The sequence below is a fragment of the Pedobacter heparinus DSM 2366 genome (genome assembly GCF_000023825.1).
Classification (GTDB): Bacteria; Bacteroidota; Bacteroidia; order Sphingobacteriales; family Sphingobacteriaceae; genus Pedobacter; species Pedobacter heparinus.
Map to the genome: position 1 here is coordinate 630,965 of NC_013061.1, position 22,452 is coordinate 653,416.

26 protein-coding genes are annotated in these 22,452 nt (G+C 40.8%); 17 read left to right on the forward strand and 9 right to left on the reverse strand.

Going from position 1 to position 22,452, the window contains the following annotated elements; translation table 11 throughout:
- The first annotated feature begins 4 nt into the window (after positions 1-4).
- The 5 genes from PHEP_RS02610 to PHEP_RS02630 are packed head-to-tail and all read left to right on the forward strand — an operon-like array spanning position 5 to position 5,892.
- Entirely contained in the window at positions 5-1,156 is a 1,152-nt protein-coding gene (locus PHEP_RS02610; protein WP_012780698.1) for an iron-containing alcohol dehydrogenase, read from the forward strand.
- On the forward strand, positions 1,157-2,095 hold the full coding sequence (locus PHEP_RS02615) for a dihydrodipicolinate synthase family protein (protein ID WP_012780699.1): 939 nt from the start codon (positions 1,157-1,159) through the stop codon (positions 2,093-2,095).
- Entirely contained in the window at positions 2,082-3,116 is a 1,035-nt protein-coding gene (pdxA, locus tag PHEP_RS02620; RefSeq protein WP_012780700.1) for a 4-hydroxythreonine-4-phosphate dehydrogenase PdxA, read from the forward strand. The genes PHEP_RS02615 and pdxA overlap by 14 nt, the downstream gene beginning before the upstream one ends.
- A gap of 11 nt (positions 3,117-3,127) precedes the next feature.
- Positions 3,128-4,294 (forward strand): four-carbon acid sugar kinase family protein, encoded by a 1,167-nt coding sequence (locus PHEP_RS02625; RefSeq protein WP_012780701.1) that lies wholly within the window; start codon positions 3,128-3,130, stop codon positions 4,292-4,294.
- A gap of 29 nt (positions 4,295-4,323) precedes the next feature.
- Positions 4,324-5,892, forward strand: coding sequence for a sodium:solute symporter family protein (locus PHEP_RS02630; protein WP_012780702.1), 1,569 nt, complete (start codon positions 4,324-4,326; stop codon positions 5,890-5,892).
- Here PHEP_RS02630 and ytxJ read toward each other — a convergent pair whose 3' ends face one another.
- Together ytxJ and ribH are read right to left on the reverse strand one after the other, a co-directional pair.
- Entirely contained in the window at positions 5,893-6,228 is a 336-nt protein-coding gene (gene ytxJ, locus PHEP_RS02635; RefSeq protein WP_012780703.1) for a bacillithiol system redox-active protein YtxJ, read from the reverse strand.
- Positions 6,229-6,439: 211 nt separating this feature from the next.
- Entirely contained in the window at positions 6,440-6,931 is a 492-nt protein-coding gene (gene ribH, locus PHEP_RS02640) for a 6,7-dimethyl-8-ribityllumazine synthase (RefSeq protein ID WP_012780704.1), read from the reverse strand.
- A gap of 118 nt (positions 6,932-7,049) precedes the next feature.
- On the opposite strand from ribH, the gene PHEP_RS02645 reads away from it, so the two are divergent.
- The 3 genes from PHEP_RS02645 to PHEP_RS02655 all read left to right on the forward strand — a co-directional run bounded on the left by PHEP_RS02645 (position 7,050) and on the right by PHEP_RS02655 (position 8,324).
- Positions 7,050-7,511, forward strand: a complete 462-nt coding sequence (locus tag PHEP_RS02645; protein ID WP_012780705.1) for a redoxin domain-containing protein — start codon at positions 7,050-7,052, stop codon at positions 7,509-7,511.
- 1 nt (position 7,512) lies between these two features.
- Positions 7,513-8,034: a DsbA family protein gene (locus PHEP_RS02650; RefSeq protein ID WP_012780706.1), complete on the forward strand. Its 522-nt coding sequence runs from the start codon at positions 7,513-7,515 to the stop codon at positions 8,032-8,034.
- 98 nt (positions 8,035-8,132) lie between these two features.
- A complete protein-coding gene (locus tag PHEP_RS02655; protein ID WP_012780707.1) occupies positions 8,133-8,324 on the forward strand; it encodes a cold-shock protein in 192 nt (63 codons plus the stop codon).
- A gap of 52 nt (positions 8,325-8,376) precedes the next feature.
- Here PHEP_RS02655 and PHEP_RS02660 read toward each other — a convergent pair whose 3' ends face one another.
- From PHEP_RS02660 to PHEP_RS02670, 3 genes are all read right to left on the reverse strand, one after another.
- Entirely contained in the window at positions 8,377-9,060 is a 684-nt protein-coding gene (locus PHEP_RS02660; protein ID WP_012780708.1) for a Sir2 family NAD-dependent protein deacetylase, read from the reverse strand.
- Between the two features lie 28 nt (positions 9,061-9,088).
- A complete protein-coding gene (locus PHEP_RS02665) occupies positions 9,089-9,331 on the reverse strand; it encodes a hypothetical protein (RefSeq protein WP_012780709.1) in 243 nt (80 codons plus the stop codon).
- A gap of 126 nt (positions 9,332-9,457) precedes the next feature.
- Positions 9,458-10,129, reverse strand: coding sequence for a tetratricopeptide repeat protein (locus PHEP_RS02670; RefSeq protein ID WP_012780710.1), 672 nt, complete (start codon positions 10,127-10,129; stop codon positions 9,458-9,460).
- Positions 10,130-10,288: 159 nt separating this feature from the next.
- Here PHEP_RS02670 and recF point away from each other — a divergent pair, with 159 nt between their 5' ends.
- Positions 10,289-11,392: a DNA replication/repair protein RecF gene (gene recF, locus PHEP_RS02675; RefSeq protein WP_012780711.1), complete on the forward strand. Its 1,104-nt coding sequence runs from the start codon at positions 10,289-10,291 to the stop codon at positions 11,390-11,392.
- Positions 11,385-11,675, forward strand: coding sequence for a DciA family protein (locus tag PHEP_RS02680; RefSeq protein ID WP_012780712.1), 291 nt, complete (start codon positions 11,385-11,387; stop codon positions 11,673-11,675). The genes recF and PHEP_RS02680 overlap by 8 nt, the downstream gene beginning before the upstream one ends.
- Positions 11,676-11,682: 7 nt before the next feature.
- Here PHEP_RS02680 and PHEP_RS22140 read toward each other — a convergent pair whose 3' ends face one another.
- The 3 genes from PHEP_RS22140 to PHEP_RS02695 form a co-directional block, all read right to left on the reverse strand.
- Positions 11,683-11,856, reverse strand: a complete 174-nt coding sequence (locus tag PHEP_RS22140) for a hypothetical protein (RefSeq protein ID WP_012780713.1) — start codon at positions 11,854-11,856, stop codon at positions 11,683-11,685.
- A gap of 50 nt (positions 11,857-11,906) precedes the next feature.
- A complete protein-coding gene (locus PHEP_RS02690; protein ID WP_012780714.1) occupies positions 11,907-12,659 on the reverse strand; it encodes a BamJ family beta-barrel-assembly machinery protein in 753 nt (250 codons plus the stop codon).
- A 105-nt stretch (positions 12,660-12,764) separates the two neighbouring features.
- Complete coding sequence (locus PHEP_RS02695; RefSeq protein ID WP_012780715.1) at positions 12,765-13,184, reverse strand: nucleoside-diphosphate kinase; 420 nt, start codon at positions 13,182-13,184, stop codon at positions 12,765-12,767.
- A 151-nt stretch (positions 13,185-13,335) separates the two neighbouring features.
- Between PHEP_RS02695 and PHEP_RS02700 the strand changes: the two genes are divergently transcribed.
- From PHEP_RS02700 to PHEP_RS02720, 5 genes are all read left to right on the forward strand, one after another.
- On the forward strand, positions 13,336-14,346 hold the full coding sequence (locus PHEP_RS02700; RefSeq protein WP_012780716.1) for a DHH family phosphoesterase: 1,011 nt from the start codon (positions 13,336-13,338) through the stop codon (positions 14,344-14,346).
- 49 nt (positions 14,347-14,395) lie between these two features.
- On the forward strand, positions 14,396-15,406 hold the full coding sequence (locus PHEP_RS02705; protein WP_012780717.1) for an FKBP-type peptidyl-prolyl cis-trans isomerase: 1,011 nt from the start codon (positions 14,396-14,398) through the stop codon (positions 15,404-15,406).
- 110 nt (positions 15,407-15,516) lie between these two features.
- Positions 15,517-16,284, forward strand: coding sequence for a TatD family hydrolase (locus tag PHEP_RS02710; protein ID WP_012780718.1), 768 nt, complete (start codon positions 15,517-15,519; stop codon positions 16,282-16,284).
- 2 nt (positions 16,285-16,286) lie between these two features.
- Positions 16,287-17,306: an asparaginase gene (locus PHEP_RS02715; RefSeq protein ID WP_012780719.1), complete on the forward strand. Its 1,020-nt coding sequence runs from the start codon at positions 16,287-16,289 to the stop codon at positions 17,304-17,306.
- A gap of 95 nt (positions 17,307-17,401) precedes the next feature.
- Positions 17,402-18,817 (forward strand): MBL fold metallo-hydrolase, encoded by a 1,416-nt coding sequence (locus PHEP_RS02720; RefSeq protein ID WP_012780720.1) that lies wholly within the window; start codon positions 17,402-17,404, stop codon positions 18,815-18,817.
- Here PHEP_RS02720 and PHEP_RS02725 read toward each other — a convergent pair.
- A complete protein-coding gene (locus PHEP_RS02725) occupies positions 18,814-19,806 on the reverse strand; it encodes an alpha/beta hydrolase (protein WP_012780721.1) in 993 nt (330 codons plus the stop codon). The genes PHEP_RS02720 and PHEP_RS02725 overlap by 4 nt on opposite strands.
- Positions 19,807-19,879: 73 nt before the next feature.
- Between PHEP_RS02725 and PHEP_RS02730 the strand changes: the two genes are divergently transcribed.
- Positions 19,880-20,851: a polyprenyl synthetase family protein gene (locus PHEP_RS02730; RefSeq protein ID WP_012780722.1), complete on the forward strand. Its 972-nt coding sequence runs from the start codon at positions 19,880-19,882 to the stop codon at positions 20,849-20,851.
- Positions 20,852-21,555: 704 nt separating this feature from the next.
- Positions 21,556-22,062, forward strand: coding sequence for a UpxY family transcription antiterminator (locus PHEP_RS02735; RefSeq protein WP_012780723.1), 507 nt, complete (start codon positions 21,556-21,558; stop codon positions 22,060-22,062).
- Positions 22,063-22,452: the final 390 nt, after the last annotated feature.

Below are 22,452 nucleotides of genomic sequence, written 5' to 3' on the forward strand. Positions count from 1 at the left end.
TAATATGCATCATACATCAGTAATAACATTGTTAAATCCTAACAGACTGGTTTTTGGAACAAATTGTTTTGATCAGTTTATACAAGACTATCTGGAACTGGGCCTGAAAAGGCTATTTGTTTTAAGTTTCACTGGTCTGGAAGGGCAGCTGGCAAAGAAAATGGAAAAACTGGATGCTGCCGGAATAGTGATTAAACAAAATACTTCCATTGCCAAAGAGCCTTCTTTTGAGGATTTTGAGGAAATTCTGGAAGAAGCAAGGGCTTTTAAAGCGGACAGTGTAGTGGGAATAGGCGGGGGAAGCATATTGGATGTAGCTAAACTGGTAGCTGCACAACTGTTAAACACACAAAGTACCACAACTGTTATAGGAAAAGGAAATCTGGCAGAAAGAGCAACCTATTTAGCCTGCATCCCTACCACATCGGGTACAGGAAGTGAGGTTTCGCCCAATGCCATCTTTGTAGATGCAAATGGAAATAAAGTTGGTGTAATCAGTCCTTTCTTAGTCCCTGACGCAGCTTATATTGATCCGGTACTAACTGTTTCTGTTCCGAAAGCGATTACGGCCGCAACCGGAATTGATGCCCTGACACATTGCCTGGAAGCTTATGCCAATAAATTTTCGCATCCGGTAACCGATTTGATTGCCCTGGAAGGGATAAGCTTAGTGGCTAAATACCTGAAAAGGGCATGTGATGACGGGACAGATCTTGAGGCAAGGTCGCAGGTTGCCCTGGGCAGCATGTACGGTGGAATGTGTCTGGGCCCGGTTAATACCGCTGCTGTTCATGCACTTGCTTATCCGCTCGGGGTGAAATTCCATATCAATCACGGCTTATCTATAGCGCTTTTACTCCCGGCAGTTATGGAGTTTACCCTTTCCGCTGCACCGGAACGCTATTCGGCGATCGCTATAGCACTCGGTGCTGAACCTAAAAGTACAGCCCTGGAAACGGCAAGAGCTGGGGTAGAGTTACTGAAAAGACTGATCCGGGACTGCGGTTTACCAGCTTCACTTGCTGAGGTAAATGTGCCGTTCAGCGCCATTGAGGCCATGGCTATAGATGCCGTTAAAATAGAGCGGCTACTGAAAAATAATTTAAGAGAAGTGGCATTGGAAGATGCAAAAGAAATTTACAAATCGGCATTTTAAATGATGATGGAGAAAAAATTTAATGGAGTAGTGGTGCCTATGATCAGCCCATTTACACCAGCGTTTAAAGTTGATGTAGCAGCTGCAGCCAGGATAACCGAACATTTATCCAGCTATGGGGCACACCCGTTTTTATTGGGTACAACCGGAGAATCGGTTTCTATAGCGAAAGAGGAAAGGGCCAGGTTAGTTTCGGCTGTAGTGAAGGCTAACGCAGGAGCAAAAACAGTTTATGCAGGTATTTCGGGAAATTGCTTTTCGGAGGTAGTTGCCGAAGCAAAGCTGTTTACCGACCTTGGGGTGGATGCCCTGGTATCTACCATGCCCTCCTATTATCCGGTAGAGCCTGACCAGCAGTTGAGGTATTTTGAACAGCTGGCCGATGAGGTACCCCTGCCTTTGATCATTTATAACATTCCGGCCACTACACATCTGAGTATTCCGCTTGATGTGGTAGAACAATTGAGCCATCACCAAAACATATTGGGATTTAAAGATTCAGAAAAGGGCGAGGAACGTATGATTGATGCCATTTCCAGATGGAAAGACCGTCCTGATTTTGCTTACTTGCTAGGCTGGGCATTAAAATCGCAGCAAGCCCTGTTTTTAGGTGCTGATGGCATTGTGCCCAGTACTGGAAACCTGGCCCCCGGACTTTATCAATCTATTTTTGATGCGGCTGTAGCTGGGAATAAAGTACTGGCAACTGCTGCGCAGGTCAAAGCAGATTACCTGTCAGAAATTTATCAGAAAGACCGCGTATTAAGCAAGGCGCTCCCGGTACTCAAAATCATGATGTCTGCTTATTCACTTTGTGGAACAGCAATGTTGCCGCCTTTATATCAGTTGCCGGCCGAAGAAGAAAAGTCAATTGTAACCAGGATGAGGGCGGAGTTTGATCACTTAATTAATGTAAACACTAGTAATGAAAACGAATAATAAAAAACCTATTTTAGGTATAACGATGGGAGATCCCGCAAGTATTGGCCCTGAAGTAGCTGTAAAAGCGCTGGCTAATGCTGGTATATATGAAATCTGTAAGCCACTATTGGTGGGTGATGCAGAGATCTGTAAGGACGCGATCAGATTTTGCGGACTGGATCTGGTTGTCAACGCTGTAAAGGATGTTAAAGATGCAAAATTTGAGTTTGGCAGTATTGATGTATATGATCTTGAATATGCAAGTGCCGATATTGTGACCGGACAAAATTCTGTTGCAGCAGGTGCTGCCGCTTTCAATACAGTAGTTAAAGTGATTGATCTGGCGATGAAGGGTTTGGTAGATGCTACGGTAACCGGACCGATCAATAAAGAATCTATTCATCTGGCAGGGCATAAATTTTCAGGGCATACCGAGATTTATGCACATTATACAGATACGAAGAAATACGGGATGTTGCTGGTGGAAGATGACCTGAGGGTAATCCATGTGTCTACACACGTTTCCTTAAGACAGGCATGCGACCTGGTAAAAAAACAAAGAATACTGGATACCATTGAACTGATTGTTTCTGCCTGTCGGCAATTGGGCATCAGCAATCCTAAAATTGGGGTTGCCGGATTAAACCCGCATGCCAGCGATGGCGGCCTGTTTGGCGAGGAAGAACAGCTGGAAATCATTCCGGCTATTGAGGAGGCAAGACGCAGAGGATATACGGTAGAAGGCCCGGTGCCCGCCGATACGCTATTTCCTAAAGCCATAGGTGGCGTATATGATGGGATTGTAGCGATGTACCATGATCAGGGCCATATCCCTTTTAAAGTGGTTGGGTTTAACTGGGATAAGTCCGCCAGGCAAATGAAAAGTGTTAGGGGAGTAAACATTACCTTAGGGCTGCCTATCATAAGAACTTCAGTAGATCATGGTACAGCAATGGAAATTGCCGGAAGGGGAATAGCCAGCGCCGACGCGATGAATTTAGCAATCGAGTATGCCGTTAACATGGTGCGTACCAAATAAAAAGAAAGTATATGATAGCAGTTATTGCGGATGATTTTACAGGAGCGGCAGAAATTGGGGGAATTGCTTTAAGACAGGGTTGGAATGCTATTATAGATACACGCGTACAAAAAGGCACGGAAACAGATATCCTGATCATTGCAACAAATACCAGGTCAAAACCTCCGCAGGAAGCAAGAAAAACCATTCGTGAGCTTACTTTACAGCTCCTCAGTCTTAGTCCGGAAATCATTTATAAAAAAATAGACTCCGTATTGAGGGGCAATGTAGGGGAAGAGCTTTTAGAGCAGATGGCTGTTTCCCAGAAAAGAAGGGCTTTATTGATTCCGGCCAATCCATCTTTAAAACGTGTTATTAAAGATGGAATATACTATTATGAAGGGCTGCCTTTAAAAGACTCAACCTTTGCCCGCAATGTGAAACACCAGATTGGCTCTTCCAGGGTGATAGATCTGATGGGTGATGGGGCTGGTAAGGATACTGTTGTCATTTCAAGAGCTGAACTTATGCCAGACAAGGGCTTGATTATTGGCAATACTACTGATGAGGCCGACCTGGACCATTGGGCGGGCCGGGTTGATGAGGAAACCATAATGGCAGGCGGATCCAGTTTTTTCAATGCGCTACTGAGAAAAATTAAAGTACATCCGTATACCGACCCTGCCGGTTTTGCATTTGGAAAGAAGGTAATTTATGTATGTGGAAGTGCTTTTCCATTGAGCAGAAGTGTAGTAGAGGATGCCCGTCAGGCAGGGCAATATGTTTCATACATGCCCTCAAGGATGTTTTGCAAGCCAGCAGAAAAATCGGCATACATGGCGCATTGGGAAAGAGAAATTCTAAAAGGGGTTCAGCAGTCGGGAACAGTGATAGTAGCCATTAATGTTATTGAAGAACCCAGGGTAGAAAATCTTTCGTCCGAGCTGGGAAAAACAATTGCAACAGTAATAGCCAATGTCATGCAAGGTGTTCAGCTGGAGGAACTGGTGATAGAAGGAGGGGCAACAGCATCTGCCATCATAGAGAAACTGGAATACAGAAAATTTCATCCTACACAAGAACTGGCTCCTGGTGTGATCAGAATGAAGGTTGAAGAAAATAAAAGTTTACACCTAACAATGAAACCTGGCAGCTACACCTGGCCATCTTCCATATGGAAGTATTCACATAAACCCTAATCAATAAAACCTTATAACCAAAACCAAGTATGAACTCATCACTGCATGTATTAGATTACATCATTATTATAGTATTTTTGATAGGAACGCTCGTGTTCGGACTGGTATTTGCCAGGGGACAGAAAACGACAAAAAATTATTTCCTTGCGAAAGGCAAGATCCCTTCCTGGGCAATAGGGATCTCGCTGCTCGCCACATTGATCAGCAGTGTAACATTCCTGGCTTACCCGGGTACGGGATATTCTTCTAACTGGATCTTACTGGTTCAGGGCTTAATGGTACCTGTAGTGCTGCTTGGCGTAATCTGGTTTATTGTTCCCTTATACCGGAAAGTGATCAATTTGAGTACTTACGAATATTTTGAGCAGAGATTTGGTTCTTTTGCCCGATATTACAGTTCACTGGCCTTTGTGCTGAGGCAGTTTTCTGGTATGGGCACAGTTTTTTTTCTGCTTGCGGTGGCCTTAGGTAGTATGATCCATGTCAATACCGCTATAATTATTCTGGTTGTGGGGGCTATAATTATCATTGTCAATTTACTGGGAGGAATTGAGGCAGTAATCTGGCTGGATGTATTTCAGGGCTTTATGCTTTTTGCCAGCGGGATCATTTGCATCAGTATATTGCTCTTTTCTGTAGACGGAGGTCCGGCTGAAGTCTGGAAAATTGCTTCTGCTAACGGCAGAACAGGTTTTGGACCTTATGAATGGGACCTTACCAAATTGACTTTTCTGGTGATGGCTATAAACGGGGCTTTTTATGCGGTACAGAAGTACGCAACAGATCAGACGGTGGTGCAGCGTTACCTGACTGCAAAAACTGACCGGTCGGCCATCCGCGCATCACTGCTGGGTATCTTGTTAACCGTTCCGGTATGGATCTTGTTTATGTTTATAGGAACTGCATTGTTTGTGTTTTATAAGCAAAACCCAATTCCGGCAGATATAAGACCTGATGCTGTTTTCCCTTATTTTATTATGACCAAACTGCCAACAGGTGTCATAGGGTTAATTCTTTCCGCAATGATTTCTGCAGCCATCTGTAGTTTAAGCGCCGATCTGAATTCTCTTGCTGCAGTGGGGGTAGAAGACTATTATAAGAAATTAAGGCCCGGCAAAACAGATAAGGCTTATTTAAAGGCATCGAAATATATTGTTGCCTTATCTGGGCTGATCTCTATAGGAATAGCCATGTTGTATCTGAATGCCGGAAATGAAGGGGTGCTGGGGATCGTATTTACGCTGTACGCCATATTTTCAGGCGGCATTGTAGGTATGTTTTTACTGGGTTTATTTAGTGCCAGGGCCAATAATCAAGGAATTACCATTGCCATTGTAGTCTGCATTCTTTTTACGGCATATGCATTTTTAACTTCTACAGAAATCGGAATTGGGGCAAATAAATCGCTGTTGTTAGATTTTGGTAAGTATAACTTTACACACCATAAGCTGATGCTGGGTGTATACAGCCATCTCATCGTTATTGTTGTGGGTTATGTGGCCAGCTTATTTTTTCCAAAACCGGTTCTGGATACCAATTTGCTTTATAGTGGCTGGCTGGCGGTTAGACGGGAAGAAAGGGCAAGGGCAGACAAATAGCTAATTGTTGTTGATCACTTCGGCAACTTCTTCTGCCGAGATATCGCTGTGTGAAGCATCTAATATGCAGTCGCCGTTTTTCACCACCAGGATTTGCGGCGACTCATGCTGCACCTGGAAGGTATCAGCTATTTGTGCAGAAATAGCCCGGTAGCTGATGAGGTCTAAAAAATAAAGCCTGGTATTTTCGGGGATAACAGACCAGTCCATTTCAAAGCGTCTTTTAGCCATTGAGCTTACGGAGCAACGCGTACTGTGCTTAAAAATTAAGCTGTATCCTTCTTGTTGCTGTATTTCGCTAACTTGTTCCGGATTAGTAATATTTTTCCACTGCATCTTTATCCTGATTTTAGTAATTACCGGTTTTATCCCCTTCTTCTTTTGCCTTCCGGATACGAACTGTAAGCCGGGCAAATTTTGTTAGAACAGGCTTCCAAAATGGTTATTGCAAAAAACACGCCAAGCAATAGTATTGCAACTTTTTTCATTTGTTTATAATTGAATATGACTACTAATCTACAGTTTTTAATAAAAGAATCAAAGTTTGTTATACTGTAGCTAAAAGTTCTGCCATTTTTAATGCTGTAATGGCCGCTTCATCACCTTTATTTCCGTGTTTACCACCGGCCCTGTCTATCGCTTGCTGCTGGTCGTTGGTGGTCAGTACACCAAATATCACTGGCTTGCTGTGCTTAATACCAACATCGGTAATGCCATTGGCTACCGCATCACATATGAAATCGAAATGTTTGGTCTCACCTTGTATAACACATCCAAGACAGATTACTGCATCAAGATCTTTGTGTTTTTGTAAAAGAATTTCTGCAGCAGCAGTTAATTCAAAACTGCCGGGTACAGGTACAGAAATGATGTTTTCTGCAGGTACCCCATGTTTAAGCAGGGTTTCCAGCGCACCCTTATAAAGGCTGCCGGTAATCTCAGCATTCCATTCTGCTACGGCAATAGCAAATTTAAAAGTACTGCCATCAGGTACTGTAGTATGAGAAAAATCGGATAGGTTTTTTAATTGTGTTGCCATGCCGCAAACTTAGGGAAAAATCAGTTAAACTACACTTTTGTTTGGATTTTGCTGTTAAACATTTTAAGCCTGGCGCTGTTATTAACGTGGTGATTTTGCCAACCTAAAAGAAAATTAAATGCTGAAAAAAGGAGAGAGGGCACCAGATTTTACATTGTATGCCACACCCGATCAGAAAATTGTATTGAGTGAATTAAAAGGAAAAAATGTGATCCTTGCATTTTATCCGGCCGACTGGAGTCCGGTTTGCAGTGATCAGATGGCACTTTACAACGAAACCCTGAAATATTTTTCAAAACATGATGCGATGCTATTGGGTATATCTGTGGATAGTAAATGGTGCCACCTCGCTTTTTCACAGTCGAGAAACCTACATTTTCCGCTACTGGCTGATTTTGAACCTAAAGGTGAAGTGTCAAAAAAGTATGGGGTTTATGATGACGAAGAGGGAGAATGCAAAAGGGCATTATTTGTAATTGATAAGGAAGGAAGGATTGCCTGGAGCTATTTGTCACCCACTGCAATTAACCCAGGTGCTGACGGCATACTGGATGCACTTGAATCATTAAAGAAAAAATAATATGGGATCTTTATTAAAACCCCCGGTAGGGCCGGGTGATCATGTCATTGGTCATGCTGATGCTGCTGTAGAAATTGTAGAATATGGTGATTTCCAATGTCCGCATTGTGCTGCGGCACATCCGGTAACTAAAGAAATACTTAAAGTATTTGGTGACCAGGTCAGGTTTGTATTTAGAAATTTTCCTTTAGCTGAATCGCACAGATATGCAACAATCGCTGCTATTGCTGCCGAAGCCGCAGGGCTGCAGCATAAATACTGGGAAATGCACGATATGATATTTGAACATCAGGCTTCATTAAGTTATGATAGTTTATTTGTGCTGGCCGGTAAGCTCGGTTTAAACCCCGAGCAGTTTGAAAGGGACCTGCAAAATGAGGCCCTGCGTGATAAAGTAGAATCAGATTTTGAAAGCGGTATCAGAAGTGGGGTGAACGGTACGCCTTCTTTTTTTGTAAATGGGAATAAGTTTGATGGCGCTGCCGGCGATCTGTTCGCTATGCTGAAAGAAAGCAGTAATTAGTGCCCTGTAGGCATTTATAAAGCAGTTTTAACGATTGTTGAATATAAATACTTGATTATCCGATAATTATATTTACATTTGAGGATAAATTAAATACAATGCAACAAGGAACAGTAAAATTTTTCAATGAAACAAAAGGTTTTGGATTTATCGTACCAGCTAATGGTGATAGCGAAATCTTTGTACACTCTTCAGGTTTAATTGATAGCATTCGCGAGAATGATTCAGTTAGCTATGATGTTGAGCAAGGTAAAAAAGGCTTAAATGCCATCAATGTTAAGATCAGCTAATCAACTTATTTTATAATTGAAAAAAGCATCCATTTTATGGATGCTTTTTTGTTTACGCCAGGTTCATCAGTTCCTTTACCATTTCTGGTACCCCTATGGTGGCCGCCTTCTCTATTCTTTTAAAATTGCCCTTTATCTGAGGGATATTTGGATCTACGGCGTATTTAAGCGCTGTGTCCGGTACATAATCTGTAAGCCCGGCAGCCGGATAAACCACAAGAGAGGTTCCGATAACTGCAAAAATATCAGCTTTCGCACAAATTTTTGCAGCTGGCATCAGGTTAGGTACATTTTCTCCAAACCATACTACATGGGGGCGTAATGGCATACCGTATTCACATACAGCTGAAGGTCCGATCTCCCAGCCCTCAATGGGATAGGTTACCGCCGAATCCACATCAGACTGTGAACGGGTGATGATCCCATGCAGGTGCAGTACATTTTCAGCACCGGCCCTTTCATGCAAATCATCTATATTCTGGGTAATGATGTGAACATTATATTTCGTTTGTAATAGAGTCAGTGCTTTATGTGCCGCATTTGGTTGCGCTTCTATTACAGATTTACGCCTTTCATTATAAAAACGTTGCACCAGTTCCGGATTGCGCTTCCATGCTTCCGGAGTTGCAACATCTGCTATGTTGTATCCTTCCCACAAACCATCAGCATCCCTGAAAGTCTTTAGACCGCTTTCAGCGCTGATGCCCGCATCAGTTAGTATCACAACTCTTTTCATGCAAGTAGAAATGGTATGTTTCGTGCTTTTATTTTTGGTTATCCAGATAAATCGTTAGCAGGTGTTTTAAATAGAGTTCTGGTTTGGGCATTTTAACAACAGTTCCTATTACTTTATCCTGATTTTGTTTGATATAATTTGCCTTTATCTTACCCCAGTCCCGGGAATAGAGCTTAATAAACATGGCTACAAAATCTTTATCTGTATAATCCTTAGGAAGTTCTTTTAATACCGCCTCAATTTTCTCTTCTTTTCTATTTAATACTGCCATCTGATTTTAATTGCCGCTAAGTTATGGAATAATTCTCTTATACTTAGAACAGGCTGATGATCATGTTTACTGCAAAAAAAAGGCCCTGCATACAAACGTATACAGGGCCTTTTTAAAGTGTCTCTTTTATTTTACCTGCGCAGCAGCACGTGCAATGTATTCATCTATCATTGCTGCTTCCTGACTTTCAGGATACTGTGTTTTTATCTTGGTGTAAGCCTCTTCAGCCGATTTAAAATCCTTGTTATTTTCATAAACCAAACCTAGTTTTTTAAGAAACATTGGTGAAGTAAATTTATTGCTGGCTTTGTCGGCCGCTTTTTTATAATAAGTGGCTGCCTGCTTGAAATCTTTCAGCTCACTGTAAGCATCGCCCAAAAGTCCCAGTGCCAGCGGATCTGCAACTACACTTCCGGTTTCCGAATATTTTCCTAAAACTTCAGTAGCTTTTTTATACTCACCTTTACGTAAATAAATACCGCCAAGATATAGATTGGCAAGATTTGCAGATTTGGTATTGTCATACTCATCAGCTATTTTTTCTAAACCCGGGTAACCACCTTCACCATTTATAGCCTTGTTGGCCAGTGAATCCGGACCACCAATGTATTGTTCTGCCCTATACATTTTTGCAGAAGCTTCTTCAGCTCTGTTTTTAAGGTATACATTCTGGTACCAAAAGTAAATGGCTACCAATACAACAACTGCACCTGCAATGAATAAAAGACTTTTCGAATTTTCTTCTAAAAAAGAGCCTTTTCTTACCGGTTGATTTATTTCTTTTTCTGCTACAGACATTTTATTTAAAAAAATTAAGGATTGCAAAAATACGTTTTTACATCAAAGTATCAACCCCTTTTTTAAGTATTTAACTAAAATTAATGAACTGAGTGTGAATTCAATAAAAACAATTCATAGAATTCACAAAGCTAAACGGTAACTTTGAGTATTGATACTATGTGGTTAAAAAACATTACCCTTCTTAATTTTAAGAACTATACAGATGCAAATGTTAGTTTTTCAAAAACAGTAAATGCTTTTGTAGGGGATAATGGAGCGGGTAAAACCAATTTACTCGATGCCATCCATTACCTTTGCCTGTGCAAAGGGTACTTTAATCCAATCGATACACAGCAGATCAAGGCGGGGCAGGACCTGTTTTTAATTCAGGGAGATTTTGATCGTCAGGAAAAAAATGAAAAGATCACCTGCGGGGTAAAAAGAAATCAGAAGAAACAGTTTAAGCGAAATAAAAAAGAATACGACAAACTGGCCAATCATATCGGACTTTTTCCACTGGTCATGATCTCGCCCTATGATACCAATATTATTATGGAGGGAAGTGAGGAAAGACGGCGTTTTATGGATAACGTGATTTCGCAGACTGATACAAATTACCTGGATGAACTGATTCTGTACAACCGACATTTGTTGAACCGGAACGCCCTGCTAAAACAAATAGCGGTAACCAGAAGTTATGATCCTACCTTGCTGGAAATCTATAACGATCAGCTTGTGGCTTCAGGTTTAAAGATATATGCCAAACGGCAGCAGTTTATGATTGAATTTATTCCCTTGTTTGATAAATATTACCAGTTTTTAACAGAAGATCAGGAAAGGGTAAGTTTGCAATATCAGAGTCAGCTGAATGATGCTGCCTTTGAGCAATTGCTGCAGCAGTCTGTAGAAAAAGACAAGGTGCTGGAAAGAACGACTACGGGTATTCATAAGGATGAGCTGATATTTACCATTAGCGATATGGCGTTAAAGAAGTTTGGCTCACAGGGGCAACAAAAATCTTTTTTAATTGCACTGAAACTGGCGCAATATGCTTATCTTCAGAAATATAAAGGCTTTAAACCTTTGCTGTTGCTGGACGATATTTTTGATAAACTGGATGATAAGCGGATGCATAAACTGATGGAAATGGTATCACACCATGATTTTGGACAGATCTTTATAACAGATACGGGGAAGGAAAGGGTGCTGGCGGTATTTAATAAAATTCAGGTACCGGTAACTTTGTTTGAAGTCAATAACGGGGCAATCAACCATGCGTAAACCTAATGACATTACACTTAAAGAGGGCATTGGCAAGCTGCTAAATGTATATAAGCTTAAAGGTAAGTTTGATGAAACTTCTGTAGTGGCTTTATGGCCCGAACTTATGGGGAAAGCTATCGCAAACCGGACTACTCAAATCTATGTTTCACAGAAAAAACTGTTTGTCAGGATCGAGTCCTCAGTGATCAAAAATGAGCTGTTAATGGTCAGATCCGGCATCATTCAAAAAATAAATGAACGTGCCGGATCAGAAGTGATTACAGATATTGTATTTCTTTAATAGTTGGCTATCCACCAAACACTTTACTGATCAGCCAGATAATAAGTGCCAGTACCAGGACAACTACAATTACGCCTGTCCACATCCCAGCTTTAAAAATGCCCTCTATCAACTTGCAGCTCATCAGTGTCGTAGATAAAAAGGCAATGAATGCCAAAGGAAAATATTTTTTTGTTGTCATAGGTTTTATGTTTTTCTACAGTGTTTAACAAAAAACAATGACAATGGTTTTTATTCCGCTTGTTTTCCGTTTACCTTAAGCAATTCAATTTCGAATATCAGGGTGCTGTATGCAGGTATGTCATCCCCCATTGCACGTTCTCCGTAGGCCAGGTTATAAGGAATAAAGAACTTATATTTTGAACCTGTCTGCATCAATTGAACACCCTCCGTCCAGCCTGCAATTACTCCATTTAATGGTAATGAAAGTGGTTCTTTTCTATCATAAGAGCTGTCAAATTGTTTGCCGTTCAGCAGGGTTCCCCTGTAATTTACCAGTACGGTATCTGTAGCTTTAGGCCTGATGCCGGTACCCCTGTTGATGACCTGGTACTGCAAACCGCTCGGTGTAACCTGTACGCCGGCCTGTTGCTTGTTTTTTTCTAAAAAAGCTTTTCCTTCAGCAATGGTAGGGGCATTTTTTTGCCTGCTTACACTAACAAACAGGTTATTTATGGCGGCCTGCGACTTTTCTTTGCTGATTAGCGGGGTAGCCCCGCCAAAAGCATCTTTCAGGCCTTTGATCAGCAGGTCGTAATTAAGGCTGTTTAAACCATCGTTTTTCATACTGCTGGCCATGGTATTACCAAAAGCATAGCTGGCCGAATCTAAAGTGGATTTAAATACCAGGGTTGTTGAGTTACTTTTTGCCGGTGCCTTGGCGGTTGTTGTCGTTTTTTTCGGACTTGTGTTTTTTGCTTTTGTTTGTGCATTTACAACAAATACGCAAAAAGGGAGCGCAAGTGTGATGATGATCTTCTTCATTATATTTATTTGTTCTGGGTTGAAAGGTACAAACTTTAAAAAAAAATAAGCATCTTTTTGGGATGCTTATTTTTAATGGGTTAGTGACAATAATTGCGATAATGTTTAAAAACGTTCTGCAGCAGTAAAAAAGAAGTCTCCTTCAATTTGTGCATTTTCATCAGAATCTGAACCATGTACCGCATTTGCGTCGATGGATTTAGCATATTTCTGACGAATGGTACCTTCAGCGGCTTCAGCGGGATTGGTAGCACCGATCAGTTTTCTGAAATCTTCAATTGCATTGTCCTTTTCAAGAATGGCAGCCACAATAGGACCCGATGACATGAAGCTTACCAGATCTGCATAAAAAGGGCGTTCCTTGTGAACAGCATAAAATTCACCAGCATACTCTGGCGTTAATTTAGTGTACTTTAATGCAATTATCTTAAAGCCGGCAGTAGTAATGTCATTGATTATAGCACCAATATGGCCATTAGCAACAGCATCAGGCTTAATCATGGTAAATGTTCTGTTTGTACTCATCTTTTATATTAATTTTTGCAAAATTACGTTTTATACTGCTAATATTAAAGCTGGAAACCCAGATAATTGGGCCTGCCTTTAAATATAGATTTACAGGTTAAATATTATAAGCTTCAATTATCATTAAATTACTAGCTTTGCACCGAAACTTATGCTATCTATTTCAGAATTAAAATCTTTACTGGCCACGCCCCAGAAAATTGTAATTACGACACATCACAAACCTGATGGTGATGCGATGGGTTCGTCTTTGGGGTTATATGCCTATCTGATCCAGAAGGGACACCATGTTAAATTGATTACCCCAACAGACTATCCTTACTTTCTGCATTGGCTGCCAAATAATGCCGATGTGCTTATTTATACAGAAGATCAGGAACAATCGGCAAGACTGGTAGAAGAAGCTGCAATTATTTTTTGTCTTGATTTTAATACCCTGTCAAGGATCAATGAGCTGGGTGAACTGGTGCGTGCTTCCAATGCTTTTAAAATCATGATAGACCATCACCTGGAACCTGAAGATTTTGACGATTACCGCCATTGGAGCATTAACGCATGTGCTGCTGCCCAGCTGGTTTACGATTTTATTGTGAATGAACTGGGAGATGGGGCGATGATGAACAAAGACATTGCTACCTGTCTGTATACTGGTATTATGACAGATTCGGGCTCATTCAGATTTGAATCTGCAAATGCTGCCGTATATCGCATCGCGGCCGATCTGATTGATCTCGGTGCAGAACACTGGAGAATCCATCAGCTGGTATACGATAATGCAACAGAAAACCGTTTACGCTTTTTGGGTTATTGTTTAAGCGAGAAACTGGAAGTGCTGAGAGAGTTTAATACCGCGGTTATTACGGTTACAAAAGAAGAACTGAACAGGTACAAAATCGTAACCGGTGATACAGAAGGTATTGTAAATTATGCATTGTCAGTTAATGGTATTAAATTGGCTGCATTTATTATTGAAAGAACTGATAAAGTTAAATTATCTTTGCGCTCCACAGGGGATTTCCCTGCGAACGAGATTTGTAAGAAATACTTTAACGGCGGAGGGCACAGAAATGCTGCCGGAGGTTTTTCGGATAAAAATTTAACAGATACTGTACAGGAGTTTAAAGCACTTTTGTCAGATTATAAAAATCAGTTATTGCAATAAAGAGTGACAATAAAAAGAAACATATAAAAAAAATAATTTAAAAAACCACATGAAGAAAGGTATAGTAATTCTCTTCGCAGCTGCACTTGGTTTAGCTGCCTGTAACAACTACAAAAAAGGTCCGGGTGGCCTTTCGTACATCATCCATAAAGATGGTGGTAACGCAAAAATTAAAGAAGGTGATATTGTTAAATTAAACTTTATCCAGAAAAGCGAAAAAGATTCCGTGATGTTTAACACTTGGGACATGGATCAGCCTCAGGTTTTTCCTGTTGCTAAAAAAGTGTATGCAGGTGATATGAACGATGTTTTAACCTTGTTTGGAGAGGGTGACAGTGCTACATTTAAACTGGATCTGGATACTATGGCCAAACATTCCGGTCAGCCAAAACCTCCGGGCACAAAAGATAAGTTCATTGTGTTTACCATTAAAGTAGAAAAGGTATTGGCTAAAGCAGCCAATGAGGCAGATTCTACCTTCCAGAAAAAAGCAAGGGATTTCTTTGAAAAAGATTACAAAGCCAGCATTGAGAAAAAGAAAGGTGCTGAAGCCGGAAAGATCAAAAAATATATTGCCGACAATAACCTTAAAACAACCACTACGGCTTCTGGTTTACAATATGTGATCAGCAAACCGGGTGATGCTGTAAAGCCAGTTTTAGGTGATACCATGATGGTTAACTATACTGGTAAATTAACTACTAAAAAATCTGATGGTAAAGACAATATTTTTGATACCAGTGATGAAAAAGTAGCTAAAGAATCAGGTAAACACAATGCTATGGCTCAGTACGGTCCGCGTCCTATTACCCTTGGAAGAGCAATTCCGGGATTTGACGAAGGTTTACAGCTAATCGGTAAAGGTGGAAAAATCACCCTTATCATCCCTTCAAACCTGGCCTATGGCGAAGGTGGTATGCCTCAGGGTGGTATCAGTCCTTTTTCTCCGCTTGTATTTGAAGTAGAGTTAACTGACATCAAAAAACCTGTTGCGGCACCAGCAGCAGCTCCGGGAGCAACAATTTCTCCTGTTACCCCGGCCCCGGCTACAAAAAAATAATCAAATAGCTCTGCCCCCGGCAGCAGATGAGGAAATAAAAAACCCTGCAGGCAAAAGCCCGCAGGGTTTTTTTATTTGTTAAGCTCGGATGGTTTTTATTAACTTCGCCAATGCTTTTAACAGATACCCATACACATCTGTATTATGAAACAGATGAGGAAAAACTGAACCGGCTCATGCAGCGCTGTTTTGACAATCAGGTCGGACGGTTGTTTCTGCCAAATGTAGATACCGCCTCTATTGCCAAAATTGATGCGCTGGTACAGGAATTTCCACAAAATTGCTTTGCCATGGCAGGCCTGCATCCATGTGAGGTAAAGGAAGATTATGAAGATATTTTAGACGAGATCTGTCAAAGTATGGTAGATCGTGATATTTATGCCATTGGAGAGATCGGTATTGATCTTTACTGGGATAAAACTACACTGGCTTTTCAGCAGGCTGCTTTTCGTGAGCAGATCAAATGGGCTAAGGACCTGGAACTGCCTATTGTAATCCATTGCAGGGAAGCATTTGACGAGATCTTCGAAATACTGGAGGAAGAAAAAGGAGAATTGCTGCGGGGAATTTTTCATTGTTTTACAGGAAACCTGGAGCAGGCCAATCAAGCCATCGCACTAGGGTTTTACCTGGGAATAGGTGGGGTGGTCACCTATAAAAAGGCCGGGTTAGATGAGGTATTAAAGCATGTACCCCTTAAAAATCTGGTTTTGGAAACCGATTCTCCATATCTTGCACCGGCACCTTACAGGGGTAAACCCAATGAAAGCAGCTATCTTGTACATATTGCCCAAAAGCTTGCAGAAATATACGAAACCAGTATTGAAGAAATTGCAGCAGTAACCACAGCCAATTCCATCAGTATTTTTAAAATTTAAGAATGACCAAAATACTCATCATATACACCGGCGGAACCATAGGTATGGTAAATGATGCGGATACAGGCGCGCTGATCCCTTTCAATTTTAAGCAGATCCAGCAAAATGTACCGGAACTGGCAAGGCTAAACTATAACCTGGAGGTTTATTCTTTTGATCCAATAATGGATTCGTCGAACATGCACCCGGATATCTGGGCCGAAATGGCACAGCTGATCTTTACCAGATATGATGAGTTTGACGGATTTGTTATCCTTCATGGTTCTGACACCATGGCGTTTACCGCCTCTGCACTTAGTTTTATGCTTCAAAACCTAAGTAAACCGGTAATTCTTACAGGTTCTCAGCTGCCTATCGGAGAAATCCGGACAGATGCCAAAGAGAACCTGATCACTGCACTTGAAATTGCTGCAACCAAAGAAAATGGTAAAGCAAAAATACCTGAGGTCTGCATTTACTTTGATTCCCAGCTGTTCCGTGGCAACCGCTCTATTAAGTACAATTCTGAGAAGTTTGAAGCTTTCCGTTCGCCAAACTATCCGGTCCTGGCCGAAGCTGGTGTGCACCTCACTTTTTTTAACAACTATATACTACCCCAGCCAGAAAAGGAACTGCAGGTATTGTTGGATTTTAACTCCAATATTGGCGTTTTAAAAATGTATCCCGGCATTTCAGAACAGGCGGTAATGGCCATTACCCATTCTTCGGTTGATGCCATAGTTTTGGAAACTTTTGGTTCCGGAAATACCACTACTGCCGAATGGTTCATTGCTTGTTTACAGGAAGCCATCACTAAGGGCAAAATCATAGTTGATATTTCTCAGTGCCAGCGGGGGTCGGTGGAACTGGGTAAATATGAAACCAGTAAAAAGCTGCAGGAAATGGGCGTAATAAGTGGTTATGATATGACCTTTGAAGCTACTGTTACCAAGTTGATGTACCTTTTGGCACAGGGCCATGGCAAAGATGAGGTGATTAAATTAATGGAGCAATCGTTACGTGGAGAGCTAACGCTGAGCTAAAATACTGATTTATGGCCATCAGAAAGCCATAAATCAGATGTCCGTATTCCTTAATACCCGAATTAAGCTTATTTTTGTATTTCATAAGAAAACAGATGAAAATAGAGCAAATTTATACCGGTTGTCTGGCAGAAGCTGCCTATTACATTGAGAGCAATGGCGAGGCTGCAATTATAGATCCTTTGCGTGAAGTAGGACCCTATCTGAAAAGGGCGGCAAAAGACAATGCGGTGATCCGGTATATTTTTGAAACTCATTTTCATGCTGATTTTGTTTCCGGCCATATAGACCTGGCCGAAAAATCTGGAGCTGAAATAGTATATGGCCCTACTGCTAAAACCTCTTTTAAATCTCATATTGCCAAAGATGGAGAACAGTTTAAAATAGGCGAACTGACCATTACGGCTTTACATACTCCCGGGCACACGCCGGAATCAACTACTTATTTGCTTACTGATAAACATGATCGGCCTTATTGTATTTTTACGGGTGATACCCTGTTTATTGGTGATGTGGGGCGGCCAGACCTGGCCCAGCAGGGCAACCTGACTATGGAAGATATGGCGGCGACTTTATACGATTCTTTACAGCAAAAAATATTGACACTGCCGGATGAGGTGCTGGTTTATCCGGCACATGGCGCAGGTTCGGCATGTGGTAAAAGCATGAGTAAGGAAACGTTTGATACCCTTGGCCATCAAAAAGAAGTAAATTATGCATTAAAGGCAGGCAGCAAAGCCCAGTTTGTCAAAGAGGTTACAGATGGCATTTTGCCGCCGCCACAATATTTTGCCAAAAATGCAGCCATGAACAAGCATGGCTATGAAAGTGTAGATGATGTTTATGAAAAAGGGCTTAAGCCCTTAAATCCAGAGGAATTTGAGGCGCTTGCCAATTTAACCGGCGCCCTGATCCTGGATACCAGAGATCCGCAGGTATTTGCTAAGGCCTTTGTCCCATCTTCTATAAATATTGGTTTAAACGGGCAGTTTGCTCCATGGGTAGGTGCTTTGATCACTGATCTGCAACAGCCTTTATTACTGGTTTGTGAGGATGGAAAAGAAGAAGAAACCATTACCCGTTTGGCCAGGGTAGGGTACGACAATACCATCGGTTATTTAGCCGGAGGCACTGCTGCCTGGCAAAAGGCAAATAAAGAGCTGGATACAGTTAAATCCATAACTGCAAATGAATTTGAGGCTATCGCAAACGAGGATCCATCGGTTCAGGTACTGGATGTAAGAAAGCCAGGGGAATATGAGTCGGAACACCTGGAAATGACCCTCACAAGGCCCCTGGATTACATTAACGACTGGACAAATGAGATTGACCATGATAAAACTTATTACGTACACTGTGCCGGCGGTTACCGGTCAATGATTGCCGCCTCTATACTTAAAGCAAGAGGAATAGAGCAGGTGGTCGACATTGCCGGCGGATATGGTGCCCTCAAAAACACAGATTTGAAGCGTACAGATTTTGCCTGTCCCTCAAAAGCAATGAAACCTTAAGGTTTTATCTTCAAGGTATTGTGTACAAAGCCATCTATCGCCCCTTCTACCCCAGGGATATCTTTCGAGGTAATGTAAGAGCCTAAAACATGATCTCCTCCATTCGGGATAGCTACCTTTGTTTTTAATCGAGCAGGGGTGCCTAGCTGGTCGAACATCCAGAGTTCAGCACTTACCTTAACGGTTTTATCCTGCTCTTCTTCATTTTTATAATAATACAATAACAATGTGGGCTGCTTTACTTTTTCAAAGGTTGCCTTGTTCATGCTGGTCTCTACCAGTTCCTGTAGCTGTACTGCCGACTCTAAACGGTAGCTGGTGTACCAGTATTTTGCATATTCGGGTTTTTTCTCTTCCGAAGTCCTTTCCTTGCCTCCAATTACTATCCTGGCAATCTGTAGCCCCCAGGGATTATTGAGCATAAAGGCCAGGTTGTCATTTATCCTGACATTGGGCGAGATCAGGATGAGGCTATATACCTCGGGATAAGTCGCTGCAAGCTTAAGCGCCAAAGTCCCCCCAGTAGATGTGCCTACAAGAATAACTTTTTTGCCTAGCTGTTTTCCTATTTCGTAGGCCTGTTTGGCACTTCCCCAAAGCCGGTCTGCTGTCGAATATTCCATTGCGGCAACGGTATCAATACCATGGTCGGCAAGTCGTGCAAGGTACAGGTTGGCATGAATGTTTTTGGCCAGGTGGTAGTGTACAGGGTTTCCTTCTTCCTTAGAAGCAGTATAACCGTGCAGATATACGACGGCATATTCAGATTGCTGTTTTAAGCTGCTGTCTGCCCAAACGATCTCGGCCTCATTACCTGGTTTTATTTTATGTTTCGACTCCAGTTGCCTGACATAATCGTCAAGCCGGGCAATTTCCGGAACAGCCGGAAGATCGGTATTGTAAATGGGGTGCTGTGGCCTTGGGCCTGATAAATAAATGATTGCGCCTATTAAAATGACTGCAATAAGAACCTTAAGTGCTTTTTTCATTTTAAACTTTTTACTAAAAGTACGCTTTTAAAGATATTTAATTTATGTTTGCACACATATTTTCGTAACCTGAATGCCGGGAATAAATCAGATAAAACTACCAATAGCTGCAGACATAGCTGCCTTCGAAGAAAAATTCAAGGCCTCCATGCATAGTGATGCACCTTTGCTTGACCGGATTACCCATTATATTGTGAAGCGGAAAGGTAAGCAGGTCAGGCCAATGTTCGTTTTTTTTGCGGCTAAGCTTTGCGGTGGGATCATAGAATCGACCCATAGGGGAGCTGCACTTGTAGAACTGCTGCATACTGCCACACTTGTTCATGATGATGTGGTAGACAATGCCTATGAACGCCGTGGCTTCTTTTCTATCAATGCCTTATGGAAAAACAAGATTGCGGTTTTAGTAGGAGATTACCTGCTGGCCAAGGGGTTATTACTTTCTGTTCATAATTCCGAATTCCGTTTACTGCAGATTGTTTCAGAAGCGGTAAAGCAAATGAGTGAAGGAGAGTTGTTGCAAATAGAAAAAGTCAGAAGAATGGACATTAGCGAAGAACTGTATTTTGATGTTATCCGTCAAAAAACGGCTTCCTTAATTGCTTCCTGCTGTGCATGTGGTGCTGCGTCTGCAGGTGCTGATGAAGCAACTATCGAGAAGATGAGGCTTTTTGGTGAAAAGGTAGGAATCGCTTTCCAGATTAAAGACGATACATTCGATTTCGGTACGGATGATGTAGGCAAGCCACTTGGGATTGACATCAAGGAAAAGAAAGTTACCCTCCCTTTGATCTATGCCTTGAACAGGGCAGAAAAGTCGGAGAAGAAAAGAATAATTAACCTGGTAAAGAATCATCAGGACGATCCTGTTAAAATACAGGAAATCATCGATTTTGTAAATGCCCGGCAAGGGGTGCACTATGCCAATGAAAAGATGATCCAGTACCAGCAGGAAGCTTTTGATATTCTGTACAGCTTTGAACCTGGTGATGCCAGGACTGGTCTTGAACAGTTGGTACGTTACACTACAGAGCGGAAAAAATAGTAAACCTCAATACACTATTTTTTAACAGTTTTTGTAACTATTCAGGTTGTTGTTATAAGAAGTTCATAAGGAATTGGAAGCTAAAAAGCAATATCATCAAAATATTTCACAGAAAACATTTTTAAATATTATTGTAAACTTGAAACCTGTGAATTTATTCGTCTAAATAAAATTTTCATTTACTGGTACGATACAATCAAACCGACTCACTCCTTCAGAAACTACAGAAATATTTTTTTAAGTTGATGCCAAAAGTGAGTATTGGTTTATTCATAAATAGCATTTAATAAACGAGTAATTTCTAATATAGATATCTAGTCATTAGATATTAGTTAGTTGAAAATTTTCGAACCATTAAAAGACTTTCTGGCGTAGACGTTGACATTAATTAACCTCCCAGATTTTGTTGAAAATCATATAGCATTATACTCTCTCCCGGCCCCGAATAAAAAAGCAACAGAAAGGAATGTTCTATCTTAAGACATAAAGCCATTTTTTCCCGACACATATAGCTGAGATTTGATGACACGTCTCATTCTTTGTACATTTTGTCTCAAAACGTTGACAATGTTTCTTAACCATCTGATATTTTAGTATGTTTAGCTAAACCAAATATCACTTAACATAAAGATATTCCTTTTTCTTAATCAGCACTCCATTTCTGTGAGTAGCTGTAGCAACGCTTTAACCCCCTCTTAAATATTATGGAAAACGCTCAACAAGAAAAAAACTGGTATGTTGTGGTTACGTACCCGAATCTGGAAAGAAAAGCTCTTTTAAACTTATTAAAAAACAATTTTATTGCCTTTTTACCCTTGCAAAAGGTGCAAAGAAAATGGAGTGACAGGAAAAAAACTATAGAAATTCCGTTGTTCCCTAATTATTTGTTTATCAACATAAATGAAAAAGACCGGTTCGAGGCGCTAGATATTTATGGAGTAAAACGCTATGTCACTTTCGGTGGTCGTCCGGCTTTTATTTCAGAAACAGACATATTAAATATTAAAAGAATTGTGGAGAGTGTTGATTTGTATATTGAGCACTCTTTAGTGAAAGGAGACGCGGTTAAAATAATTGGAGGGCCTTTTAAAGATATGATTGGGATTTTGTTTAAAAAAAGCGGTCAAGCCAGATTTGGAATCAGGGTAGAATCGATGAATCAAACACTTTCTATTGAAATATGTCATACTTTAATTAGAAAGGTTTTTTAAAATCTTGAGATAATAAATTTGTAAGCATTAATCAATAAAATAGTGTTGTTATACATTTTTTTAAAAATTGGTTTAATTAAAAAAAAATGTAAATAGCATATAAATAGTAAATTTATAATTAAACGCTTTAGTGGCACTCCATTCTGTGAGCAGCTTTAGCAACGCTTTTATCCACTTCTTTTTAAAATTGATAAACAGCTCTCATCCAAGAAAGCACGCATGTTGTTTGTGCGTTGCCGAATCTTGAGAAAAGAAATATTCATTTTTGTTAAATGTAGTTTAATTACATTTTAGTAGCAGAAGGAACGAAGAGATCTATTTTCAAAATATCTACATAAAGACAGTATGACGCAGCCAACTTTAAATGAACAGCGATGTCAAATCAGCATT